The sequence below is a fragment of the Pseudomonas sp. PDM21 genome, assembly GCF_014852505.2.
Lineage (GTDB): Bacteria > Pseudomonadota > Gammaproteobacteria > Pseudomonadales > Pseudomonadaceae > Pseudomonas.
On the sequence record NZ_CM181223.1, the window covers coordinates 3558427 to 3581034 of the forward strand.

Consider the following 22608-nt stretch of genomic DNA (forward strand, 5'->3'; position numbering starts at 1 on the left):
TTGGCAGCCTCTGCACAGGGGTATTGTGGGTCAGGATGTTCTGGGCAAGAACCGGAGGAGGCTATGGAATTCGTCCCGGCTTTTTTTGACAAAAGGCGCATCTTCGACGTTTGTACTATCTAGTTAATTAGCTTGCTAAGAGTATAATCGGCGAATCCAACAGTGAGAACCTTCTGTATGAAACCGGTACAGCGCGCCTCCCGCGTGAGCACTTTCATCCTCCTCGGCCTGGGTGTGGTCATCGCCCTCCTCGGCCTCGCCCTGGCCGCCGGCGGCATCCGCCTGGTCAGCCTCGGCGGTTCCTGGTACTTCCTCATCGGCGGTCTGGCCATGGCCGTTTCCGGCCTGCTGATCGCCCTTCGCAAGCCGGCCGGCGCCTGGCTGTTCGCCGCCTTCCTGGTGGCAACCGCGGTCTGGGCCGTGGCCGACACCGGCCTGGTGTTCTGGCCGCTGTTCTCGCGCCTGTTCATGTTCAGCGCGATCGGCGTGGTAGTTGCGCTGGTCTACCCGCTGCTGGCCCGCTCCGCCGGCCGCGACGCCGGTCGTGGCGCCGGTCGTGGCGCATACGGCATCGCTGGCGTGCTGGCAGTGCTGGTGGTGATTGCCGCCGGCAACATGTTCGTCGCCCATCCCAGCGTTGCCCCCACCGACAAGGGCCCTGGCCTGACGCCGGTTGACCCGGCCCACGCGCAGAAGGACTGGGCCCACTACGGCAACACCGAGGGCGGCAGCCGCTTCGCCGCGCTGGACCAGATCAACCGTGGCAACGTCGATCAGCTCAAGGTGGCCTGGACCTACCACACCGGCGACGTGGCGATCAGCGACGGCAACGGTGCGGAAGACCAGCTCACCCCGCTGCAGGTCGGCGACAAGGTGTTCATCTGCACCCCGCACAACAACCTGATCGCCCTCGATGCGGACACCGGCAAGGAACTCTGGAAGAACGAGATCAACGCCCAGTCCAAGGTCTGGCAGCGCTGCCGTGGCATGGCCTACTTCGATGCCACCAAGGAGATCGCCCAGCCGACCCAGCCCAACAGCTCGCAGGTCATCGCCGCCAGCGTTCCGGCCGGCGCCAACTGCCAGCGTCGCCTGCTGACCAACACCATCGATGCGCGCCTGATCGCGGTGGATGCCGACACCGGTGAGTTCTGCCAGGGCTTCGGCAACAACGGCCAGGTCGACCTCAAGGCCGGCCTGGGTGACGTGCCCGACTCCTACTACCAGCTCTCCTCCGCCCCGCTCATGGCCGGCACCACCGTGGTGGTTGGCGGCCGCGTCGCGGACAACGTCCAGACCGACATGCCCGGTGGCGTGATCCGTGGCTTCGACGTCATCACCGGCGCCATGCGCTGGGCCTTCGATCCAGGCAATCCGGAAGACAAAAAGGCCCCGGCGGACGGCAAGACCTACGTGCGCAGCACTCCCAACAGCTGGGCGCCGATGTCCTACGACCCGGCGATGAATACCGTCTTCCTGCCCATGGGCAGTTCCTCCACCGACATCTATGGCGTGGAGCGCAGCAAGCTCGACCACACCTACGGCGCCTCGATCCTGGCCCTGGACGCCACCACCGGCGCCGAGAAGTGGGTCTACCAGACCGTGCACAACGACCTCTGGGACTTCGACCTGCCGATGCAGCCGAGCCTGATCGACTTCACCCGGGACGACGGCAAGACCGTGCCGGCGGTGGTGATCGGCACCAAGGCCGGGCAGATCTATGTGCTCGACCGCGCCACCGGCAAACCGCTCACCGAGGTGAAGGATGTACCGGTCAAGCCAGGCAACATCCCCAACGAGCCCTACTCGCCGACCCAGCCGAAATCCGTCGGCATGCCGCAGATCGGCGCGCAGACCCTCACCGAGTCGGACATGTGGGGCGCCACGCCGTATGACCAGCTGCTGTGCCGCATCGACTTCAAGAAGATGCGCTACGACGGCCTCTACACCGCGCCGGGTACCGACCTGTCGCTGAGCTTCCCCGGCTCTCTGGGCGGCATGAACTGGGGCAGCCTTTCCACCGACCCGGTGCACGGTTTCATCTTCGTCAACGATATGCGCCTGGGCCTGTGGATCCAGATGATCCCCTCGGCCAACAAGGGCGCGGCGGCCGGCGGCGGCGAAGCGCTGAACACCGGGATGGGCGCCGTGCCGCTCAAGGGCACGCCCTACGCGGTGAACAAGAACCGCTTCCTCTCGGTGGCCGGCATTCCTTGCCAGGCGCCGCCGTTCGGTACCCTCACCGCCATCGACATGAAGACCCGCCAGGTGGCCTGGCAGGTTCCGGTGGGCACCGTGGAAGACACCGGCCCGCTGGGCATCCGCATGCACCTGCCGATCCCCATCGGCCTGCCGACCCTGGGCGGCACGCTGTCCACCCAGGGCGGCCTGGTGTTCATCGCCGGCACCCAGGACTTCTACCTGCGCGCCTACGACAGCGGCAACGGCAAGGAAATCTGGAAGGCCCGCCTGCCCGTCGGCAGCCAGGGCGGCCCGATGACCTATGTGTCGCCCAAGACCGGCAAGCAGTTCATCGTCATCACCGCCGGCGGTGCGCGCCAGTCCACTGACCGCGGCGACTACGTAATGGCCTACGCCCTGCCCGACAAGCAGTGAGCGGCCCGGCGTAACGATCCCATCGCGCCCGCCTCGTGCGGGCGTCTCCTTCCGGCGCGGCACTACCCCCGCGCCTTTTTTTATTCGCTTCACGTTCAGGAAATTCCATGCGCACTTCCCTTCGCCTCACGCCCGGCCTGCTGCTGTGCGTCGCCTCGCTGCCTGCGCTGGCCGAAGAAGGCCTGCTCGACCGCCCCACCATGTCCGGCGACTGGGGCGGCCTGCGCCACCAGCTGGAACAGGACGGCGTCAAGTTCACCGGCGACTACAGCGGCGAGACCGCCTACAACGCCCACGGCGGACTGCACCGCTCGGCGCGCTATTCGCAGAACATCAAGCTGGGCGTGCAGTTCGACCTGTCGAAACTCTACGGCCTGGACAACGGCGGCAAGGTCCAGCTGACCATCAACGACCGCCGCGGCAACAGCGCCTCGGAAGACCTGGTGGGCAACCGCCTGCCGGTGCAGGAAAACTACGGAGGCCTCTATACCCGCCTGACCGAGCTGAGCTACGAGCGCGACCTGAGCCGGGCGGTGAACCTCAAGCTCGGCTACATGGCCATGGGCAACGACGTCGGCGGACTGGACAGCGGCATCCTCTGCAACTTCATGAACGCCGGCTTCTGCGGCCACCCACTGAACATGTCCGGCGGCAGCGGCTGGACCAACTACCCCAACGCGCACCTGGGCGCACGGGTGAAGTACAGTTTCGCGCCCGACTGGCAGCTACGCATCGCCGCCTTCAACGTCGACCCGGAAAGCAACGGCAACTCGAGCCGCGCCTGGCATCTCACCCCCAAGCACACCACCGGCACCGTGGTGCCCATCGAGCTGATCTACAAGCCCCAGGGCGAGCTGCCCGGCGAGTACAAGTTGGGCTGGTACTACGACAGCTCCGACGTGCAGCGCATCGGCAGCGACAAGCAGGAGTCCGGCCGCAGCGGTCATTACCTGCTGGTGGACCAGGCCGTGTGGAACGACTCGACCTCCAGGGGCCGCAGCCTGCACGTCTTCGGCCAGGCCTCGGCCGCCAGCAGCGCCGCCTCGCCCTTCACCCAGTGGTATGGCACCGGCGTCGTGCTCTACAAACCCTTCGAAGGCCGCCCGAAGGACAGCCTCGCACTGGGTTACGGCCGCGCCGTACCCAACCCGCGCAGCCGCGAGGTGCAGGAGAACAACGCCCTCGCCAACGGCCAGGACTACCCGAACCTGGACAGCGGCGAACAACTCATCGAGCTGAGCTACGGCTACCAGGCCACGCCCTGGCTGACCCTGCGCCCGGACCTGCAATACGTCATCGAGCCGGGCGCCTTCTCCGGCCAGGACATCGACAACGCCCTGCTGCTCGGCCTGCAGGTCAAGGCGACGTTCTGAGACCCGTGACCCTGAGACAAATTGATACAGTAACCCCATGATTCATAGGACTTTTCCTATACAAATAGTACGCCCGTACTCCTAAACTGGCCTGTCACCCTGCGGGAACACCCGCAGGACGTTGACACCGGTTATATGGAGCTACACATGCCCGGTTGGTATGAAATCAAGGAACTCAGCAGCGGCAACCGTCGCGTTCTGCTCAAGAACACTGCCCACGGTACTCTGCTGGAAACTCTGGCCTACCCGACACAGGAGGCAGCCGAGCAGGCCATCAACAGCCTCCGCAGCTCCTGTGCGGCCGTCGAGCGCTACAAGCGCCAGATGTCCCCCGGCGGCAAGAATTTCTTCGTGATCCGCGATAACACCGGTGCAGAACTGCTGACCAGCAAGCTGTACGACTCCGAGGCCGCTCGCGACCAGGCGATCGCAACGATCGCCCAGGCAGGCCTCAGCACCGAGCTGCGCAAGCACGCCTGAGTGACTAGTGAATGAAAGAGCCCCGCGCAATGCGGGGCTCTTTTATGGGCGCCTGAGCGCAATTGCCCCCTGCCGGATGCGTGCCAGCAATGTGACGGACGCCGCAAGCCTGCCTATCCTGAACCTCGCCCCGTCGAGGATTGGCGGGTAGGCTGCACGTCCTTCACCAGCCCCGGCGCTTACATGGATCAGACCCCGACATCGCGATCACCCCGTAGTACCCGGCAGGCCAGCCCATGAAGCGCTGGAGCCGCAAACCGCTGACGCTGCGGATGCTGATACTGGTCTTCGTGCTGCTCGCCGCGCTGGCCACCCTCGGCAACAGTCTGGTGGTCGCCTACAACGTGCAGCGCACCGCACTGATCCACTCGACGCTGGAGGCCAATCGCGCCTATGCAGCCAAGGTGGCGTCGAGCATTCGCGAGTTCCTCGGCTCCGCACGGCGCAACCTGGCCTACAGCTCCGGGATACTCGCCAATCACTTCGACGAACCTCCGATACTCCACGCAGAGGCCATGCGCCTGCAGGCCCAGGACGCCTTCTTCAACTCCATCATCATCGTTGACGCCAGTGGCAAGGTCCTGCAGGCCTACCCCGACTCGCTGCAGATCGTCGGCACCACGCTGCGCTCGGAGGCCGTAAAGGAAGCGCTGAGCCTGAAGCAGCCGAAGATCAGCCAGGCCTACGAGTCCATTGCCGGCAACCTCGTGGTACTGATCTCGCAACCGATCACCAGCCCGAGCGGCGAGTACCTGGGCCTGGTCGGTGGCTCGGTGTACATCCTCAAGCCCAGCGTGCTGCATAGCATCATCGGCAGCCACTTCCAGCAGGAAGGCACCTTCGCCTTCGTTGCCGACGCCAACCACCGACTGCTGCACCACCCCGTCCGCGAGCGCGTCGGCGAGGTCGTGAATCACAGCAGCACCATCGAGGCCGCCCTGCGCGGCGAGAGCGGTTCGATGGAGGTACTCAACTACCAGGGCGTGCCCATGCTCGCCGGTTACGCCCAGGTGCCGGAAGCCAACTGGGCAGTGGTGGCCCAGCAACCGCGCGACCTGAGCCTGTCGCCGCTGAACCTGCTGATGAAGGACATGCTGCTGGGACTGATTCCGGCGAGCCTGCTCGGCGTGCTGGCGATCTGGGTCGGCACCTTGCTGATCACCCGACCGCTGCGCCAGCTGGCGCTGAGCGCCGAGCAGTTGTCGAACCCGGAAACGCCCCGCGAACTACAGGGCATCAAGACCTGGTACCGCGAAGCGGCGGCGATCCGCAAGGCGCTGCTCACCGGTGTCGGGCTGATGCAGCAGAAGCTCGGCCAGCTAAGCCAGGAGGCGCAAAGCGACGCCCTCACCGGCCTGGCCAACCGTCGCGCGCTGGGTGTAGCACTGGATGCGCTGGAGCAATCCGGGGTGGCCTACTCGGTACTCGCGGTGGATATCGACCACTTCAAGCGGGTCAACGACACCTGGGGCCACGATGCCGGCGACGAAGCCCTGCGGCGGATCGCGGCGGTGCTGCGCGACTCGTCCCGCGCCGGCGACCTGGCCTGCCGCGCCGGTGGCGAGGAATTCGTCCTGCTGCTGCCGCAGACGTCCCTGGAAACCGCCACCGGCATCGCCGAACGCATCCGTGAGACCGTGGCGCTCACACAGATACCGCAGGTGGGGCTGGTCACGCTGTCCATCGGCGTCGCCGACCTGGGCGCACTGGCCGTGACCCCGGAAGCGGTGCTCAAGCTTGCCGACCAGCGCTTGTACAGCGCCAAGCAGAGCGGCCGCAACCGCGTGGTCGGCAGCGACGAAACCTAGGCCGCCGTATCCAGCATCGACAGGCGCGAAGCCAGCGCCCGCGCCAGACCGGCAATCCGCCCGCCATCACCCAGGCTGGGGGCGATGTAGATGGCCACGGGGAAGGCCACCGCTTCACCCAGCGGCAACGGCTGGCAGTTCAGCCCCAGCAGGCACGCCATGCGAGCTGGCAACGTCACCCCCAGCGGATGCCGGTCCAGCATCAGCCGCGCGGCCAGTGCGCTCTGCACACGGCAGGCGATGTTCCGGCGCAACCCGCGCAAACCCAATTGCAGGTCCACCGGGCACAGGCCGCCGCGCCGGGCGGAGACCTGGATCTGCGGCTGGCGCAGGTAGTCCGCGAGGCTTTCCGGTGGCCGCTGCAGCGCCGCGCCATGGGCGAAGACGTAGTGGTCCGCCGCGACCGTGAGGCGCTCGATGCCATAGCCGAACGGCACCACCTGATCGATGTCCAGCAGGATGTCCAACTGGCCACCGCGCAGTTCGTCGAAGGCCACGCGGCGTTGCGGCTGGTAGAAGGTCACCCGCCAGTCCTCAGCGAGCCGCGCCAGCGCCGTGTCGAGGAACAGCGGCTGCAGGCAGTCGATGCAGCTGACCCGTAGCTCCGGCGTGGAAGGCTCGCGCCCCGGCACCTGACGCCAGCCTTCACGCAGGCTTTCGAAGGCCAGGCGTACATGGTCGGCCAGGCGGTGCGCTGCCACGGTGGGCGTCACGCCCAGGTGGCTCTTGATGAACAGTGGGTCGCCGCAGTGCTTGCGCAGACGGCTCAGGGCGTTGCTCACCGCCGGCTGGCTCAGGCCCATCAGCCGCGCTGCACGGGTGATGCTGCGCTGCTGGTAGATGGCGTCGAAGACCGACAGCAGGTTCAGGTCGAGGTCGTACAGATCGTGCATGGTCAGATTTCGTCGTGCAGCAGGATCAGGCCGAGCAAGATGCCGGCGGTGAGCACCAGCGCCAGGCTCAGGCAGGCTACGGCGCGGCCATTACCGCCACTGTGATCACCCGCGAGCGCACGGCGGCTGCGCCGGTAGTGACCGCCCTGCCCGACCAGGCAGACCAGCGCGCAGCTCACCAGCAACGCCGCGGGAACCAGCGCCAGCGCAGACAGCTCGCCGATCCGCCGCAGCACCAGCGCAGCCAATACCAGCAGCACCAGCAAGGTCCGCGTCCAGGCCAGCGTGGTGCGCTCGGCCTGCAATCCCTTGTCCCTGTTCATCGCGGGTAGCCGATCAGCCCGGCGGCCAGCACCACGCAAGCCATTGCCAATAGCGGCACAAGCAACGGCACCGGCAAGGGCCGCCCCTGGCGCAGCGCGCGCTCCACGCCCAGCCAGCGCAACCCTGCCGCGCCGGCGGTGAGCAGGCCGAGGCCGGCCAGCATCAGCGCGAGGAAAGTCCGCGCGGGCCCCGGCAGCGCGGGGTCGGCGAAGGCGTCCACGGCGACGGCGCCGGCCAGCAGCGCCATGGCGGTGCGAATCCAGGCCAGGAAGGTGCGCTCGTTGGCCAGGGTGAAGCGCGGGTCCGGCTCCTGGCCGCCGCCCAGCAGGCGGTCGGCCAGGCGGCTGCGGCCACTGCTCATTGCGCCTGCGCCATCAGCGGATGCCCAGCCCGCGCAGGGCGCCCGGTGAATAGTCCGAGGTGGTGGCGCGGAAGCCGAAATCATAACCGCGCGGCTGCTCGTTGCTCAGGTTCGAAGCGATGTAGCGGCCGGCCTGCAGGTCGTAGAACACCTGCGCGGCGGACAGCAATACCTGGGCGTCCGGGCGGTAGAAGGTGTGGTTCTCGCCGATCCGCCAGAGCTCGCCACGGCTGTCGTACTGGTCGCTCTCCACCACCGTCCAGCTGTCCTCGTCGAGGTAGAAGCGACGCTTGGAGTAGATATGCCGGGCACCGGGCTTCAGGATCGCTTCCACTTCCCAGACGCGGTGCAGCTCGTAGCGGGTTGGCGCGGCGTCGATCACGCCGGGCTTGAGGAAGTCCGCGTACTTCAGGCCCGGCGAGGCCAGACGATAGCTGTTGTAGGGGATGTACAGCTCCTTCTTGCCGATCAGCTTCCAGTCGTAGCGGTCCGGGGCGCCGTTGTACATGTCGCGGCTGTCGGCGGTGCGCAGGCCGGCAGTGGTCGGACCGGCGGCGTCGTAGGCGTTGTCCGGGGCGCGGCGCACGCGGCGCTGGCCGGAACTGTAGACCCAGGACAGGCGCGGTTGCTTCACCTGGTCCAGCGTCTCGTGGACCAGCACCACCTCACCCACCTGGCGCGACGGCGCAGTGATGCGGTGGCTGTAATAGAACAGCATGTTGTCCACCTTGCCCGGCTCGTAGTTGCTCACCTGGTCGGCCATGGTGAAGCGCTGTTCGGTGGTGGTGATCACGTAGTCACCGCCGGCCTGGGGCGCCGCGCTGTCGTTGACCGACAGCAGGCTGCCGCCGCGGTAGCGGGTGATGTGGTTCCAGATCGCTTCCAGGCCGTTCTGCGGGATCGGGAAAGCCACCGCACCGTGGAAGCCCTCGATGCCGTTGCCTTCGTTGACCAGTTTCGCGTCGGTGGCGTTCTGCGCCACCCAGCCCTTCACCGAGTCCGAGACGCCCACGCTGCGGCGGCTCGGGTACACCGGCAGTTTGTACTGACCGGGGTAGCGCTTGAGCAGCGCAATCTGACCCGCCGTGAGGTTGGCCTGGTATTGCTGGTAGTTGCCCGAATCGATGGTGAACAGCGGCTGGTCACCAGCGTAAGGGTCGGCCGGCGTGCCGTTGCCCTGGATCTTCAGGCCCTCGCCGGACAGCCCGCCCTGCCAGGCCGGGACCTTGCCGTCGGCGCTGGCGGCGCGCTCGGCACCCATTGGGGTCAGGCTGTCTTGCAGCTTGGCGGCCTCCCCGGCCGGCACGGCGGCATGCGCGCCGTGGGCCAGGAGGATGGCGGAGAACAGGCAATAAATGCGTTTCAAGGGGCAGGCTCCGTCAGAAGTTGATGCCGACCGACAGCGAGACGAAATCGCGGTCGCCGCGGTTGCCGTAGTCGCCATCGAAATAGTTGGTGTAGGAAATACCGGCGGTGTAGGTGCTGTTGAAGTCCGCATCCAGCGAGACGCCGACCGCCTTGGAGCCCTCGTTGAAGCCCGAGACCTCCGCCGGGGCGTAGCCCTTCACATCGTGGGACCAGGAGAGACCGGGCTTGAGGTCAATGCCGGCGATGGCGTTGGCGTAGCTCCAGATCGCCCGGGTGCGGTAGCCCCAGGAGAAGGACGTGACAAAGCCTTCGTTGTTGCAGTTCTCCGGGGTGGCCGAGTTGGCGATGCACACCGCGTTGTTGGCCAGCTCGCCCGAGCCGAAAGTGCTGTTTCGCCCGTAGCGCGGGCCGCCGTTGCCCTCCAGCCCGCCAACGAAGGTGGCGCCTACCTCGCCCACCAGCACCAGTTGGTCCGCGCCCATGACCTGGCTGATGGTCTGGGTGGCGGTCATCTGCGCCTGGGTCACTTCCTTGCGGCGGTAACCGTCGGTGGCATTGCTGTCGGCGTAAGCCACCACGCCGCTGTCGTACAACGGTGTGCGCGATGGATCACCGAGACCGGACTGGATCAGGTCCGGGCCATTGAACTGCAGCGGCAGGTTCGGCCGGTAGCTGATCTCGCCCTGCAGCGCGGTGCCGGTCGACAGCGTGGTGGCGAAGGTCAGGCCGTACAGGCGGATGTCTTCGGGGTACTCGACGAAGTAGCTGGAAGTGCCCATGCGCAGCGCGTCGGTCAGCGTCTTGCCGGCGCTGCTGCTCATCAGGCCGTTGCAGGCCGCGCCGGACAGTCCGAGGTTGCCGCACAGCTGCGGGACGAAGTTGCTGTTGGTCAGGTACGGGCTGCTGATCGACCCGGTGTACGGCAGGCGACTGTGGTAGTTGGCCGCGTAGGCGCCGAACTCGGTGTCCAGGGTCGGCACGAACCAGTGCAACGACAGGCCCCACTGGCCGCTGTTGCGCGCGTCCTGGTCGGCGGCGCGCTGCAGGCGGATGCCTTCACTGGTCAGGTCGACGCCGAACGGCGTCAGCGCGCGCACGGCAGCGGCGTTGCCGGTGAGGTTCCTGCCCACGTCCAGGCCGTAGCAACCGTCGGGGATGTAGTCGTTGCTGGAGAAGAAGGTGCCGCAGTTGTCCAGATTGGTCTGTTCCCAGTCCAGCTGGTAGAAGAAGTCGGCCGAGAGGTTCTCGCTGAGGTTCTGGGTGACGTAGAACAGGTTCACCGGCACCAGCGCGTCCTTCACTTCCGAGCCCGGCCGGCGGATGGCCGACAGGTTGGTCGGGTTGACCACGTTCAGACCGCCCTGGATGAAGGTGCTCTCGCCCCAGTTCACCACCTGCTTGCCCAGCCGCACGGAGCCCGGCTCATCGGCGATCTGGAAGTTGTGGTAGACGAAGGCGTCGAGCAGCTCGAAGCCGGCGGACTTGTTGGCGTTCTTGCGGCCGTTGTCCTCGACGTCCTTGAAGCGCTGGCTCTCGTCGCGCAGGGCGTAGTCGTACCAATAGCTGCCGCGCAGGAACACGCCGCTGTCGTTGTACTTCAGCTCCAGGTCGTGGCGACCCTTGAAGATCTTCGAGAAGACGTCGCCGGCGCGGTAGTTGCGGCGGCCGTCATCGCCCGAGGCGCTGCGCATCAGGCGCTGTTCCGGGTTGTGGGTGGACATGCTGGCGCCCAGCGACAGCGCAGAGTCGAGCTGACCCTGGATTTCCCCGATCTCGAAGTTGTAACCCCAGGCACAATGGCTGGTGCAAGTTGCGACCAATAGCCATGAGCCTCGCACCATGATGCGAACTTTCGGCGTCATCACTCTTATCCTCTTTATTCTTGTTCGAGCGATCTTCAGGCAATACAGAGTTATCCTCGAAATCACTTTAACCAACGCGAGGTTTCGATCTTAAGTGGCTGTATTATCTGGATATCTTTATTGGAAGAATTACTCTTCAGATTAACTTCCAGAAGACTTGGCAGATTGTTGGCTTATCGTTACCGACCCTTGCTTTGCAGTGATGGGTCGATACTAAATAGCCCCCTTGCGACGAACAAATATCGTCTTCAGATGGGCCCCATAACAAACCGGCATGGCCGGAAAAGGCACGACGATGACCCTCAAGCAGTTGCGTTACCTGATCGCCATCGCCGAGGCCGGCAGCTTTTCCGCCGCCGCCCGCAAGGCCTATATCGCCCAGCCGGCGCTGAGCCGGCAGATCGGCATGCTGGAGAGCGAACTGGAGGTGCAACTGCTGCTGCGCCAGCACGACGGTGTGGACCTCACCGACGCCGGCCGGCGCCTCTACGAAGTGGCGCGCTCGGTGGTGCAGAAGATCGATTCGGTGAAGGACGAGCTGGTTTCCAGCCGGGGCGATCCGCGCGGCCGGGTGTCCCTGGCGATCCCGGTGACCACCTCCGCCCTGCTGCTGCCGGCGATCATCCAGCGCGTGCAGGAACGCTTCCCCGGCATCGACCTGGTGGTACGCGACGGCCTGAGCAAGGAAGGTGGCGAAGCCATCGAACTGGGCAAGGTGGATTTCGGCATCGTGCCCAATGCCGAGGAGCTGGAAGGCGTGGTCGCCGAGCCGATCTTCGTCGAGCAGCTCTACTGGGTTGGGCGCATTCCTACGGTCAGCGAAGGCGACACCATCACCCTGGCCGAGGCGCTCAGCCTGCCGCTGGTGATGCCGCCTCGGGGCATGCATCTGCGCCGACGCATCGAGCAGGTGGCCATGGCCGCAGGGCTTGAGCTCAACGTGAAGTACGAGCAGCAGTCCGCGTACGGCATCACCGGCCTGGTGTCCAGCGGGCTGGCGGCGTCCATCAGCAACTGGCCGCCCATCGAGGTGGGCTCCCAAGCCATGGCGCGGCGCATCGTCGAGCCGCAGATCGAGCGCACCGTGTCCATTGCCCACTCGGCGCACAAGCCGCTGAGCTTTGCCGCCTCCTGCGTGCACGACCTGATGCGCGAGCTGCTGGTGGAGTCGGTGCGTAACGGAACGTGGAAAGGCGAGCTGATCGAGCGCTCGCCTCTGCCGGCGGTCAATCTCGACGATTGACCGCTATTTCATCTCCCCCGCTCAGCTGGCCGTGGCCAGCTCACCGCAGAGCTGGGCCCGCGAACGCTGCGGGCGCAGCCAGGCCAGCCCGACCAGCCCCGCCACCACCAGCAATACACCGCTGACTGCGAAGCCGTGGGCATAGCCGGCGCCATCCAGGCCGCCGGAGCGCTGTACCAGGAAGCCGGTGACGATGGGCGCGCTCAGCCCTGCCAGCGAGGAGAAGGCGTTACCGATGGCGAGGATGCTGCCGCGCTGAGCGGTGGGCGTGACTTCCGCCAGCATCGCCGGGCCTACCGAGTACATCACCAGCGCCAAGCCGCCGCTCAGGGTCATGTAGGTCATGCGCAGCGCCACCGGCAGGTCCGCCAGCAGGCTGATGGACAAAACCCCGCTGGCCATCAGGCAGGCGGAGACGAACACGCCCCGCGCCACGCGCGACGACACCCCGGCACGCAGCATGCGTTGCGACAGCCATGCCATGAACAGGCTCAGCGGCATGGTCACCAGCACGAACAGGCCGAACAGCCGCCCGGCGTTCATCCCGCTCAGGCCCAGGCCGCTCTCCAGGTAGGCCGGCACCCAGGTCAGGGTCAGCGCCAGCGACCAGTTGGCGGCGAAGTGGCAGAAGTAGTTGGCCAGCACTGTACTGTCGCCCAGCAGGCGGCGGTACGGCAGGCGTTCGCCACCCGGCTGGCCCTGGCGAACCTCGCCCAGCCGGCCTTCCTGGCCGAAGAAGAACCAGGCCGCGCACCACACCGCGCCGAGAATCGCGAGGATGGCGAAGTTGCTGCGCCAACCGTAGTGGGTGCTGACCCACGGGATCATCAGCCCGGCGATCAGCAGGCCCATGGCGCTGCCCGAGTGCAGCAGCGCCACCGGCAGGCTGCGGCGCTCGTCGGGGAACCACTTGTACAGCGCGTGGGTGGCGACCGGCGAGGCCGGTCCTTCGCCCACGCCCAGCAGCACCCGGCAGGCCACCAGCGTCCATAGCGAAGTGGCATAGAGCATCGGCAACTGCACCAGCGCCCAGAAGGCGCCCATGCCCAGCAGCATCCAGCGAGTGGAGCGGCGGTTGGCGAGGAAGCCGCCGACCACCGCGGAGATGGAAAACAGCCAGTGCAGGCTGCCACCGACCAGGCCGAATTCGGCCGGGGTCAGGTTCAACTCCTTCATCATCGGCACCGCGACCAGGCCGGTGACCACCTTGTCGAGGAAGTTAACCAGCATCATCGCCGCCAGCAGGAAGGCGACAGTCCAGGCTTTTCGGGGCTGGAAGGCATGAGCATCGTGCATGTTGCTTGTCTCTCTCTTGTTCTTGTGGGCGCTGCGCTGTCAGGTCCTGCCGGTCAATCGGGCATCAGGATGCCCTTGGCAATGGTGTTGCGCTGAATTTCGCTGGTCCCGGTGAGGATGCGCATCATACGGGTCGCGCGGAACAGCCATTCCACCGGATGGCCGTTGATCAAGCCGGCGCCACCGTGCACCTGCACGGCGCGGTCGGCGATGCGGAAGGCGGTCTCCGAGCTGAACACCTTGCACATCGACGACTGGGTGCGGATGTCGCCGCCCGCGTCATAGCTGGCTGCCGTGGCGTACATCATGCTGCGCGCGGCATACAGCTCGGTGGCCATGTCGGCGATCATGTGGCTGACCGCCTGGAACATGCCGATCGGCCGGCCAAACTGCACCCGCGTGCGGGCATAATCCACCGACAGGTTCAGCGCCAGGTCGGCCATGCCGAGCATGGTCGCGCAATGCAGCAGGCGATTCAGGGTGATGCGCCCCATGGCCAGCTTGAAGCCCTTGCCCGCCTCGCCGATGCGGTGCGCCACCGGTACCTTCACCCCTTCGAGGATGATGTCGCCGTGGGTGCCGGGGCCGGACATCGCCTGGTAGTCGGAGACGACTTTCGCACCTGGAGCCGACAGGTCGACGAAGAACGCCGAGATTCCGCCCGCGCCCTTGCCTGGCCCGGTCACCGCCAGCAGCACGGCGAAGTCCGCGTAGGGCGCGCCGGAGATGTAGCGCTTGGCGCCGTCCAGCACGTAGTGTTCGCCCTCCAGGCGCGCGCTGGTCTTGATCGCCGTGGCATCGGAGCCGGCCTCGGCCTCGGTCAGAGCAAAGCACACGGCCTTCTCGGCGCGGCACACCGGACGCAGGAAATGCTCGACCTGCTCTTCGCTGGCCACGCGGAACAGATGACCGACCCGCGGCGGGCCGCTCAGCTCGCCCAGCACGTGGGCGGCCAGCACTGCGCCGCTGCTGGCGGCGGCTTCCTTCACCGCGCACAGGTCGGCGATGCCCAGGCCGGCACCGCCCAGTTCCTCGGGCAGCATGATGTTGTAGAAGCCGCGCTCGCAGGAGCGCTGCCACAGGCTGCGCAACAGCTCGCGGGAGTGCTTCTCGCCGAAGCGGATGCCCTCGCGCTGCTCCAGCGGCAGCAGTTCTTCACGGATGAAGCCGCGCAGATCTTCGATGATCGCCTGCGCCTTGGGGCTGGGTTGAATCGCTTGCATGGTCATGCTCCTCAGATCCGCCGATCCTGGTTCTGCCAGTAGGGTTCGCGCACCAGGCGGCGCACGACCTTGCCGTTGGGGTTCTTCGGCAGCTCGCGGACGAAGTCCACGCTGCGCGGCTTCTTGAAGCCGGCCAGCTGCGCGGCGCACAGCTCTATGATCCGCGCCTCGTCCAGCTGCATGCCGGGTTTGAGCACCACCACCGCCTTGATTGCCTCGCCCCACTGCTCGTCGGGCACGCCGACCACCGCCGCCTCGAAGATTTCCGGCAGGCTGTAGAGCACCTGCTCCACCTCGGTCGGGTAGATGTTGAAACCACCGGAAATGATCATTTCCTTCTTGCGGTCGACGATGAACACGTAGCCGTGCTCATCCACCGTGGCGAGGTCGCCGGTGAGGTAGTAGCCGTCGCGCATGACCTCGGCGGTCAGCTCCGGCGCCTGCCAGTAGCCCTGCATGATGTCCGGCCCGCGCACGACGATCTCGCCGATCTCGCCGGCCTTCACGTCCTCGAAGTCGTCGTTGACCACCCGCAGGTCGGTGTCGAAGTAGCAGCGCCCGCAGGAGGCCAGGCGCCTGGGGTCGTCCAGCGCGGCGATGTGGTCCTGCTCGGTGAGCACGGTGACCAGCGAACAGGTCTCGCCGGCGCCGTAGCCCTGGGCGAGGATCGGCCCGAACACCTGCATGGCACGGCGCACCAGCGCAGGCGCCATGGGCGCGGCACCGTACATCACCAGGCGCAGGCTGCTCAGGTCGTAGGTTTCCACGCCGGGGAAGTTCACCAGGCGATTGATCATCGCCGGCACCAGGAACAGCCGGGTGACGCGCTCGCGCTGGATGGCCTCCAGCAGCAGGCGGTCGTCGTAGCGCTCCACCAGCAGGTTGCAGGCACCAGCGGCGAGCAGCGGCATGATCTGCATGCCGCTGGCATGGGTGATCGGGCCAACATGGGCCATCACATCGCCCGGCCCTGAACGGCCGGTGGGGCTGGCGATGCTCTTGCGCACCAGCGCCTTGCGGTTGCCGACGCTGAGCATGGCGGCCTTGAGCACGCCGGAGCTGCCGGAGGTGTAGTGCAGCACGGCCAGGGCATCGTCCGCCGGGTCGCAACTGACCGGCGCCTCAGAGCCGCGCTCGAGCACCTGCTCGTAAGGCACGTCGGCGCCCTCGTCCGTCAGCGGGACGATCAGCTTCAGGTCCGGCAGCTCGGCGCGGCGCTGGTCGATCAGTCGGGCGAAGGCGGCATCGGCGATCACCGCCTGGCTGCGCGAATCCTTCAGCACGCTCAACACTTCATCGGGGGCCAGGCGCGCGTTGATCGGCACCTTGACCATGGCGTTCTTGTAGAGGGCGACTTCCGCCTCCACCAGCTCGACGCGGTTGGGTGCCAGGATCGCCACATGGGCGCCCTGCTCCAGCCCCAGCGCCTGTAGCCCTGAGGCCAGGCGGTTGGTGCGGCGCTCGAGGTCGGCGAAGGTGATACGTTGGCGGGAGTCGACCACGGCTTCGCGGTCAGGCCAGTAAAGCGCGCTACGGCGCAGGATTTTACCCAGGTCCACTTGTTGTTCTCGTTGTCAGGGGAAACGCAAGAGATGCTAAGAGCCGAGCGCTGCGCCCGGCCAATACCATAGGTCGATGCCGCCCATGCCGGAATGCGATGGGTCCTGCCGGGCGTGGCGTGAGGCTCAGGTCAGCGGCAGCTCCTGAGCGCCGCCACGGCACCGTTCGTCCCTGGCACCGAACATCGGACGCCCGGCACAGGTCATCCGCATAGGCGACGCGAAAGACGCCGCCCACTGCCAGTGCTCATGCCGAGCCACACACGCTTGACCACTCACGCTCACCCGATCCGGGAGGTGCAAACGATGGGCTGGAATGATCATCAGGATGTCGAACGCTCGGAAGGCCTTCGCCGGCTGCTCGAAGAAGGCGCGCTGGAATCCGACAGCCGCCAGGAAATCCTTGCTCGCTACATCCTCAACCACGGGTTTGCCGCACTGTCGGAAACCCAGCAGCAGGCGTTCCAGGAGCAGTTGCTGCCACTGCTCGACCTCCGTGACCGCAGCGAGGGGCTGATGCCCCAGAGCGACCTCGATCCGGCCATCGACGATCCGGAGCTGGCCAGTTCGCAGATCAACGATCCGGGCAATGAAGACCCCGGTTCGCTGATCGAAATCGAGGTTGCCGAGGGCCTGCACTCCGCCAACCGGTCCAGGCGGCACTGAAACCCTTTCAAGGCTTAGGAGAACGCCATGACCTTTCCCCTGACCCATTTCTTCGTGCACCCCGAGAAGGCCTGGCACGAACTGCGCGACAGCACCGACCAGCACCCGGCGGCCTACCTGCCGTTCTGGCTGCTGCTGCCGCTGATCCCGGCGGTGTGCCTGTTCATCGGCACCACCCAGGTGGGCTGGCGCCTGCCGGGCAACAGCGAAACCCAGTTCCTCAGCGCCGCCAGTGGCGCGCTGCTCGGGTTCTGGTGCTACGTCGGCCTGGTGGCCGGGATAGTGATCATCGCCTACCTCACGCGCTGGGTGCTGTTCCGCACCGAGGTGCGGCCCAACATCAACCACAGCATGGGCTTCTCCACCGCCGTCGCCTTGCCGCTGATGCTCGCCGGTATTGCCGCGCTGCTGCCCTCGCGCTGGCTGCTGATCCTCGCTGCCGGGGCCGCCACGGCCTATTCCGGCTGGCTGCTGTTCATCGGCCTGCCGATCTACATGCGTCTGACCCAGCGCAGCGCCGCGTTCTATGCGGGTTGCATCCTCGGCCTTGGCTTTCTGGCGCTGCTGACCACGGCGTTCGGCTTCCTGGAAATGTGGGGCCAGACAATGACGGGGGCTGGGGAATATCTGCAGGAGTAAGCGCCGAGATTCGTGGCCTGCAGCAGCCTTCCCGTCGCGCGATCGCGGCAATGGAAGACTGCTGCGCAGCCGGAAAGTCTGCGTAGCCGTTCATTGTTCCGGCTGCGGCACCGGTTCCTCCGGGGGCTGCTGCATCGGCAGCTCCTCGGGAAAGTCCTCGGGAATCTGGCTCTCGCGGTCCGGCGGGGCTTCCTGTGGGTCCGGTCGCTGTGCCTGGGGATGAGCGTACATGGCGAGTCCTCCGGGACATGGGCAGTCTCCATTGGGCGCGCCCTGTCCTCTGAGGTTCGGTTTATCTACCCGACGTGCTTCACCTGCAGCAGCAAAGCCAGCAACTGGTCGCGGTCGAACGGTTTGGGCAGACGCACCACCGAGTCGGCCAGAGTATCCAGCCGTCCCGCGTAACCGGTGGTCAGCACACAGGTCAATGCGGGGTATGACTGGCGCACCTGCTGGATCAGCAGCATGCCGTCCATGTCCGGCATGGCGAAATCGGTGATCATCAGGTCGAAGTCCGACTGCTCCAGCCATTGCAGCGCCGCCCGCGCCGAATCGGTTCGCGCGACCTGGCAACCCAGGTCCGCCAGCAGCGCGCTGGTGCCGGCCAGCACCAGCGCGTCATCGTCCACCACCAGCACCCGCAGGCCCAGCGGCTCCAGGGGTTCGCCCACCGCATCGGGCGGCAGTTCGGTGCTTTCTGCTACCAGCTCCGCCTTCGTCTTCACCGCCGGCAACCAGATTTCCGCAGTGGTGCCCTGCCCTGGCGTACTGCGCAACAGCAGCGCGCCGCCCTGCTGCTGGGCCAGTCCATGGACGATGGACAATCCCAGCCCCGTGCCCTTGCCGGTCGGCTTGGTGGTGAAGAATGGCTCGGCGGCGCGGCGCAGGGTGTCCTCGTCCATGCCCAGCCCCGAGTCTGTCATGGCCAGGCACACGTATTCCCCCGGCGCCAGCTTGCCGCCCTGGCGCGGTCCGACCTGGGCATTGCGTGCAGAGAAGGTGATGCTGCCGCCGCCAGGCATGGCGTCGCGGGCGTTGGTGGCGAGGTTGATGATCGCCAGCTCCAGCTGGTTCTGGTCGCTCATCACGCAGTCCAGCTGAAGCGGAAAGCGCGTCTCCAGGCTGATGGTCGGGCCCAGGGAGCTGACCAGCAGCTCGCTCATGTCCTGCAGCAGTGCCGGCAGCTGGATCGGTTGCGGGAACAGCCGCTGCTTGCGGGCGAAGGCCAGCATCCGCTGAGTCAGCTGGGCGCCGCGGCGGGTCGCCTCCAGCGCGTTGCGCCAGATGTTCTGGACCTTCTCGTTGTCCCTGGGCAGTTGTCGTTCGAGCAACTGCAGCCCGCCAAGGATCACTGTCAGCAGGTTATTGAAGTCGTGGGCGACGCCGCCGGTCAGCTGGCCGAGTGACTCCATCTTCTGCGACTGGATCAGTTCGTCGCGGGCGCGCTCCAGCTCTTCCTGGGCGCGGCGCTTGTCGGTGATGTCGCGGGTGATCTTGGCGAAACCCAGCAGCTTGCCGGCGTCGTCGAATACCGGGTCGATGACGATATTGGCCCAGAACCGCGAGCCGTCCTTGCGCATCTGCAGGCGTTCTTCCTCGTAGCGCCCCTCGGCCAGCGCGGTGCTCAGGCTGGTCTCGGGAACGCCTCCCTGGCGGTCCTCGTCGCAGTAGAAGCAGTCGAAGCGACGGCCGATGATCTCCTCGGGGTGGTAGCCCTTGATCCGCTCCGCGCCGGAGTTCCAGCTGGTGACATTGCCCTCGGGGTCAAGCATGTACAGCGCGTAGTCGGTGACGCCATTGACCAGCAGGCGGAAATGCTGCTCGCTGCGGCGCAGGGCCTGCTCGGTCTCGTGCTGCTCGGTGCGGTCGCGGGTGATCTTGGCGAAGCCCAGCAGCTCCCCGGAAACATCGCGGATGGCGTCGATCACCACGTGGGCCCAGAACGAACTGCCATCGCGGTGCAGGCGCCAGCCCTCACTCTCGAAGCGCCCGACCCGCGCCGCCTCGCCCAGCGCCAGCTCCGGCAGTCCGGCCTCGCGGTCGGCGGGGGTATAGAAACGCGAGAAGTGCTCGCCGAGTATCTCATCGGCGGCGTAGCCCTTCAGGCGCTGCGCCCCGGAGCTCCAGCTGCTGACGCGGCCATCGGGGTCGAGCATGTAGATGGCATAGTCGGTCACCGCCTCGACCAGCAGGCGGTAGCGCGCATCTTCGACGAGCTGGGCGGTGCTGGCGGTCGTATCGGGCATCAGGTCTGCTCTCTTGGCTCATTGGAGCAAAGCATAGGCGCAGCCACCTCACTTCGGGCGCCGCCAGACGGCACTCAGTCCTGCGGCAGGAAGACGCTGAACGCCGCGCCGAACCCCGGCTCGCTGCGCAACTCGATGCGGCCGCCGTGGGCCTGGACGATCTGCTCGGAGATGAACAGCCCCAAACCCAGGCCGGCGACACGGGCCGCGCCGGCGCCACGTTCGAATTGCTGGAAGATGCGCCGCTGCTCGTCGGCGCTGATGCCGTCGCCATGGTCGCGCACGCAGAGTTGCGCGCGGCCATCCGCCACCGCGACGGTCACTTCCACCGGCTGGCCGGGCCCATAGCGCAGGGCGTTGCTGACCAGGTTGCTGATCACCTGCTCCAGGCGGTAGGCGTCCCACACGCCTTCCACCACTTCAGGCGTCTCCAGGCTCAGTTCGCAACCGGCCGCCTGCGCCTGCACCGCGAAGTTGCCCAGCACGCGGCGGGCGATATCGGCGAGGTTCGCCGGCTCCGGGCGGATCGACAGCTTGCCGGTGCGGATACGCGAGACGTCGAGCATGTCCTCGATCAGCCGGTTCAACCCGGTGAGCTGGCGCTCGTCGCGCTCGAAGAGCACCCCCAGACGGTCCTGCGCGAAGTGCTCCAGCTTGCCCTTGGACAGGTAAAGACGGCGCAACTGGGTATCCAGCATCAGACCGTTGAGCGGCGTGCGCAGCTCGTGGGAGACGATGGACATGAAGTCGTCGCGCATCTTCACCGCACGCTGCAGCTCCACCTGGGTCTCGCGCAGCTCGGCAAGCAACGCGTCCTGCTCGCTGCGCGCCTGCTCCAGCGCCTCCAGTTGCCGCGCGAGCACCTTGCGCTGGCGGTAGAGGTCGACGAAGACATTCACCTTGCTGCGCACCGCGTGGTTGTCCAGCGGCTTGTAGAGGAAGTCCACCGCGCCGCTCTCGTAGCCCTTGAAGGCGTAGTTCAGCTCGCGCCCGGCGGCGGTGACGAAGACGATGGGGATATTCTTGGTGCGCTCGGTGCCGCGCATCAGCTCGGCCAGGGCGAAGCCGTCCATGCCGGGCATCTGCACGTCGAGCAGCGCCAGGGCGAATTCGTGCTCCAGCAGCAGCGACAGCGCCTCATCCGCCGAGGAGGCCTTGAACACCTCGCGCCCCTCGCCCTTGATCAACGCCTCCAGTGCCAGCAGGTTCTCCGGCAGGTCGTCGACGATCAGCAGTTTGCTTCCCTGGTTACGCAGCATGTCGGGTGCCCATTCGGGTCAGTAGCGCGTGAATTTCACGCAGCCGAAGTATGTGGTCCGGGGCGTGGAGTGCAATGGCCGCCTCCGGCATGGTGGACACGGCGGCTTCGGCCGGGTCCTGGACGATGCTCAGCCCGCCTTCGCGGTGGATATGCGCCAGCCCTTCGGCGCCGTCCTGGTTGGCCCCGGTCAGCAGGATGCCGGCGAGATTCTCCCGGTAGGCGTCCGCCGCCGAGTCGAAAAGGATGTCGATGGACGGCCGGGAGAAATTCCGCGGTGCCTCGCGACTCAACGCAAAACTGCGCTCCCGCTCGATGGACAGGTGATACCCGGCCGCGGCGAAGTACAGCGTGCCCGCCTCCACCGGCGCCTTGTCACGGGCCTCCTCCACGGGGATCGCCAGGCGCCGGGCGAACAGGTCCACCAACTGGCTCTCGTGGTTTTCCGGCAGGTGCAGCACCACCACCATGGGCAAAGCGAAGCCAGCCGGCAACCCGCCGAACAGCTGGAACAGCGCATCCACGCCGCCTGCGGAGGCGCCGATGACCACGGCCTGGATGCTGCGTTGCGCGTTCATCGCTTGCGGAACACCCGTTCACGGCGATTCACCACCTCGAATTCCCCGGCGAAGTCGGTGAAGTCCAGGCTTTCCTTGCTGCCCAGGCCGAGGAAGCCCCGGTGGCACAGCGATTCATGGAACAGGCCGATGGCACGGTTCTGCAGCTGGCGGTTGAAGTAGATGAGCACGTTGCGGCAGGAGACCAGGTGCGTCTCGGAGAACACACTGTCGGTGGCCAGGCTGTGATCGGCGAAGGTCACGTTGGCGCGCAGCATCTTGTCGAACAATGCCCCGTCATAGGCCGCCGTGTAGTAGTCCGAGAGCGAACCCTTGCCGCCGGCGGCGCGGTAGTTCTCGCTGGCCTGGGCCAGGTCCTCTACCGCATAGATGCCGCGACGCGCCTGCTCCAGCGAGCGCGGGTTGATGTCGGTCGCGTAGATCAGTGTGCGCTCGAGCAGGCCTTCCTCGTGCAGCAGGATGGCCAGCGAATGCACCTCTTCGCCGGTGCTGCAGCCGGCCACCCACAGGCGCAGCGACGGATAGGTACGCAGCACCGGCACCACTTCCTGGCGCAGCGCGAGGAAGTAGCTGGGGTCGCGGAACAGCTCGCTCACCGAGATGGTCAGGTACTGCAGCAGCTCATGGAAGGCGTGCGGGTCGTGCAGGATGCGCTCCTGCAGGGCCGAGATGCTGCGGCACTCGAACAGCTTGGTAGCGTGCAGCACACGGCGCTTGAGCGAGGTGCCTGAGTAGTCGCGGAAGTCGTAGCTGTACTTCAGGTAGATCGCCTCGATCAGGAGGCGCAGCTCGATGTCCTGGCTGCGATCAGGCAT

General features: G+C 66.4%; 20 protein-coding genes. 7 read left to right on the forward strand and 13 right to left on the reverse strand.

The genetic code is table 11. The features are described from left to right. The first annotated feature begins 177 nt into the window (after nt 1-177). From IB275_RS16400 to IB275_RS16415, 4 genes are all read left to right on the forward strand, one after another. Nucleotides 178-2616 carry a glucose/quinate/shikimate family membrane-bound PQQ-dependent dehydrogenase gene (locus IB275_RS16400; protein WP_192296033.1) on the forward strand — a complete coding sequence of 813 codons (2439 nt, stop codon included), beginning with the start codon at nt 178-180 and terminating at the stop codon, nt 2614-2616. A gap of 107 nt (nt 2617-2723) precedes the next feature. Beyond that, nucleotides 2724-3989: a carbohydrate porin gene (locus IB275_RS16405; RefSeq protein WP_192296034.1), complete on the forward strand. Its 1266-nt coding sequence runs from the start codon at nt 2724-2726 to the stop codon at nt 3987-3989. Nucleotides 3990-4136: 147 nt separating this feature from the next. After that, complete coding sequence (locus IB275_RS16410; RefSeq protein ID WP_081520420.1) at nt 4137-4469, forward strand: DUF1508 domain-containing protein; 333 nt, start codon at nt 4137-4139, stop codon at nt 4467-4469. Nucleotides 4470-4705: 236 nt separating this feature from the next. Further along, the gene (locus tag IB275_RS16415) at nt 4706-6277 is read left to right on the forward strand and encodes a sensor domain-containing diguanylate cyclase (protein WP_192296035.1); all 1572 of its coding nucleotides are present in this window, start codon (nt 4706-4708) and stop codon (nt 6275-6277) included. On the opposite strand, the gene IB275_RS16420 is transcribed toward IB275_RS16415, so the two are convergent. The 5 genes from IB275_RS16420 to IB275_RS16440 are packed head-to-tail and all read right to left on the reverse strand — an operon-like array spanning nt 6274 to nt 11085. Continuing rightward, nucleotides 6274-7170: a LysR family transcriptional regulator gene (locus IB275_RS16420; RefSeq protein WP_192296036.1), complete on the reverse strand. Its 897-nt coding sequence runs from the start codon at nt 7168-7170 to the stop codon at nt 6274-6276. The genes IB275_RS16415 and IB275_RS16420 overlap by 4 nt on opposite strands. Nucleotides 7171-7172: 2 nt before the next feature. After that, nucleotides 7173-7493 carry a DUF202 domain-containing protein gene (locus IB275_RS16425; protein WP_192296037.1) on the reverse strand — a complete coding sequence of 107 codons (321 nt, stop codon included), beginning with the start codon at nt 7491-7493 and terminating at the stop codon, nt 7173-7175. Continuing rightward, entirely contained in the window at nt 7490-7855 is a 366-nt protein-coding gene (locus IB275_RS16430) for a YidH family protein (protein ID WP_192296038.1), read from the reverse strand. Before IB275_RS16430 ends, IB275_RS16425 begins: the two co-directional genes overlap by 4 nt. Nucleotides 7856-7868: 13 nt before the next feature. Further along, nucleotides 7869-9221: a DUF1329 domain-containing protein gene (locus tag IB275_RS16435; RefSeq protein WP_192296039.1), complete on the reverse strand. Its 1353-nt coding sequence runs from the start codon at nt 9219-9221 to the stop codon at nt 7869-7871. A gap of 13 nt (nt 9222-9234) precedes the next feature. Beyond that, complete coding sequence (locus tag IB275_RS16440) at nt 9235-11085, reverse strand: DUF1302 domain-containing protein (RefSeq protein WP_192296040.1); 1851 nt, start codon at nt 11083-11085, stop codon at nt 9235-9237. A 295-nt stretch (nt 11086-11380) separates the two neighbouring features. Here IB275_RS16440 and IB275_RS16445 point away from each other — a divergent pair, with 295 nt between their 5' ends. Beyond that, complete coding sequence (locus IB275_RS16445; RefSeq protein WP_192296041.1) at nt 11381-12328, forward strand: LysR family transcriptional regulator; 948 nt, start codon at nt 11381-11383, stop codon at nt 12326-12328. A 21-nt stretch (nt 12329-12349) separates the two neighbouring features. On the opposite strand, the gene IB275_RS16450 is transcribed toward IB275_RS16445, so the two are convergent. Genes IB275_RS16450 through IB275_RS16460 form a run of 3 tightly spaced genes read right to left on the reverse strand, consistent with a single transcriptional unit; the run spans nt 12350 to nt 16406 of the window. Next, nucleotides 12350-13624: an MFS transporter gene (locus tag IB275_RS16450; RefSeq protein ID WP_192296042.1), complete on the reverse strand. Its 1275-nt coding sequence runs from the start codon at nt 13622-13624 to the stop codon at nt 12350-12352. Nucleotides 13625-13677: 53 nt separating this feature from the next. Next, entirely contained in the window at nt 13678-14847 is a 1170-nt protein-coding gene (locus IB275_RS16455) for an acyl-CoA dehydrogenase family protein (RefSeq protein ID WP_192296043.1), read from the reverse strand. Between the two features lie 11 nt (nt 14848-14858). Then, nucleotides 14859-16406, reverse strand: a complete 1548-nt coding sequence (locus IB275_RS16460; protein WP_192296044.1) for a class I adenylate-forming enzyme family protein — start codon at nt 16404-16406, stop codon at nt 14859-14861. 306 nt (nt 16407-16712) lie between these two features. On the opposite strand from IB275_RS16460, the gene IB275_RS16465 reads away from it, so the two are divergent. After that, on the forward strand, nt 16713-17072 hold the full coding sequence (locus IB275_RS16465; protein ID WP_192296045.1) for a hypothetical protein: 360 nt from the start codon (nt 16713-16715) through the stop codon (nt 17070-17072). 27 nt (nt 17073-17099) lie between these two features. Then, the gene (locus tag IB275_RS16470) at nt 17100-17711 is read left to right on the forward strand and encodes a Yip1 family protein (protein WP_081519766.1); all 612 of its coding nucleotides are present in this window, start codon (nt 17100-17102) and stop codon (nt 17709-17711) included. A gap of 90 nt (nt 17712-17801) precedes the next feature. On the opposite strand, the gene IB275_RS16475 is transcribed toward IB275_RS16470, so the two are convergent. From IB275_RS16475 to IB275_RS16495, 5 genes are all read right to left on the reverse strand, one after another. After that, complete coding sequence (locus IB275_RS16475; RefSeq protein WP_167523184.1) at nt 17802-17942, reverse strand: hypothetical protein; 141 nt, start codon at nt 17940-17942, stop codon at nt 17802-17804. Nucleotides 17943-18007: 65 nt separating this feature from the next. Beyond that, nucleotides 18008-19957, reverse strand: a complete 1950-nt coding sequence (locus IB275_RS16480) for a hybrid sensor histidine kinase/response regulator (RefSeq protein WP_192296046.1) — start codon at nt 19955-19957, stop codon at nt 18008-18010. 74 nt (nt 19958-20031) lie between these two features. After that, complete coding sequence (locus tag IB275_RS16485; RefSeq protein WP_192296047.1) at nt 20032-21216, reverse strand: hybrid sensor histidine kinase/response regulator; 1185 nt, start codon at nt 21214-21216, stop codon at nt 20032-20034. After that, nucleotides 21206-21793 (reverse strand): chemotaxis protein CheB, encoded by a 588-nt coding sequence (locus IB275_RS16490; RefSeq protein ID WP_192296048.1) that lies wholly within the window; start codon nt 21791-21793, stop codon nt 21206-21208. The genes IB275_RS16485 and IB275_RS16490 overlap by 11 nt, the downstream gene beginning before the upstream one ends. After that, a complete protein-coding gene (locus tag IB275_RS16495) occupies nt 21790-22608 on the reverse strand; it encodes a CheR family methyltransferase (protein WP_192296049.1) in 819 nt (272 codons plus the stop codon). The genes IB275_RS16490 and IB275_RS16495 overlap by 4 nt, the downstream gene beginning before the upstream one ends.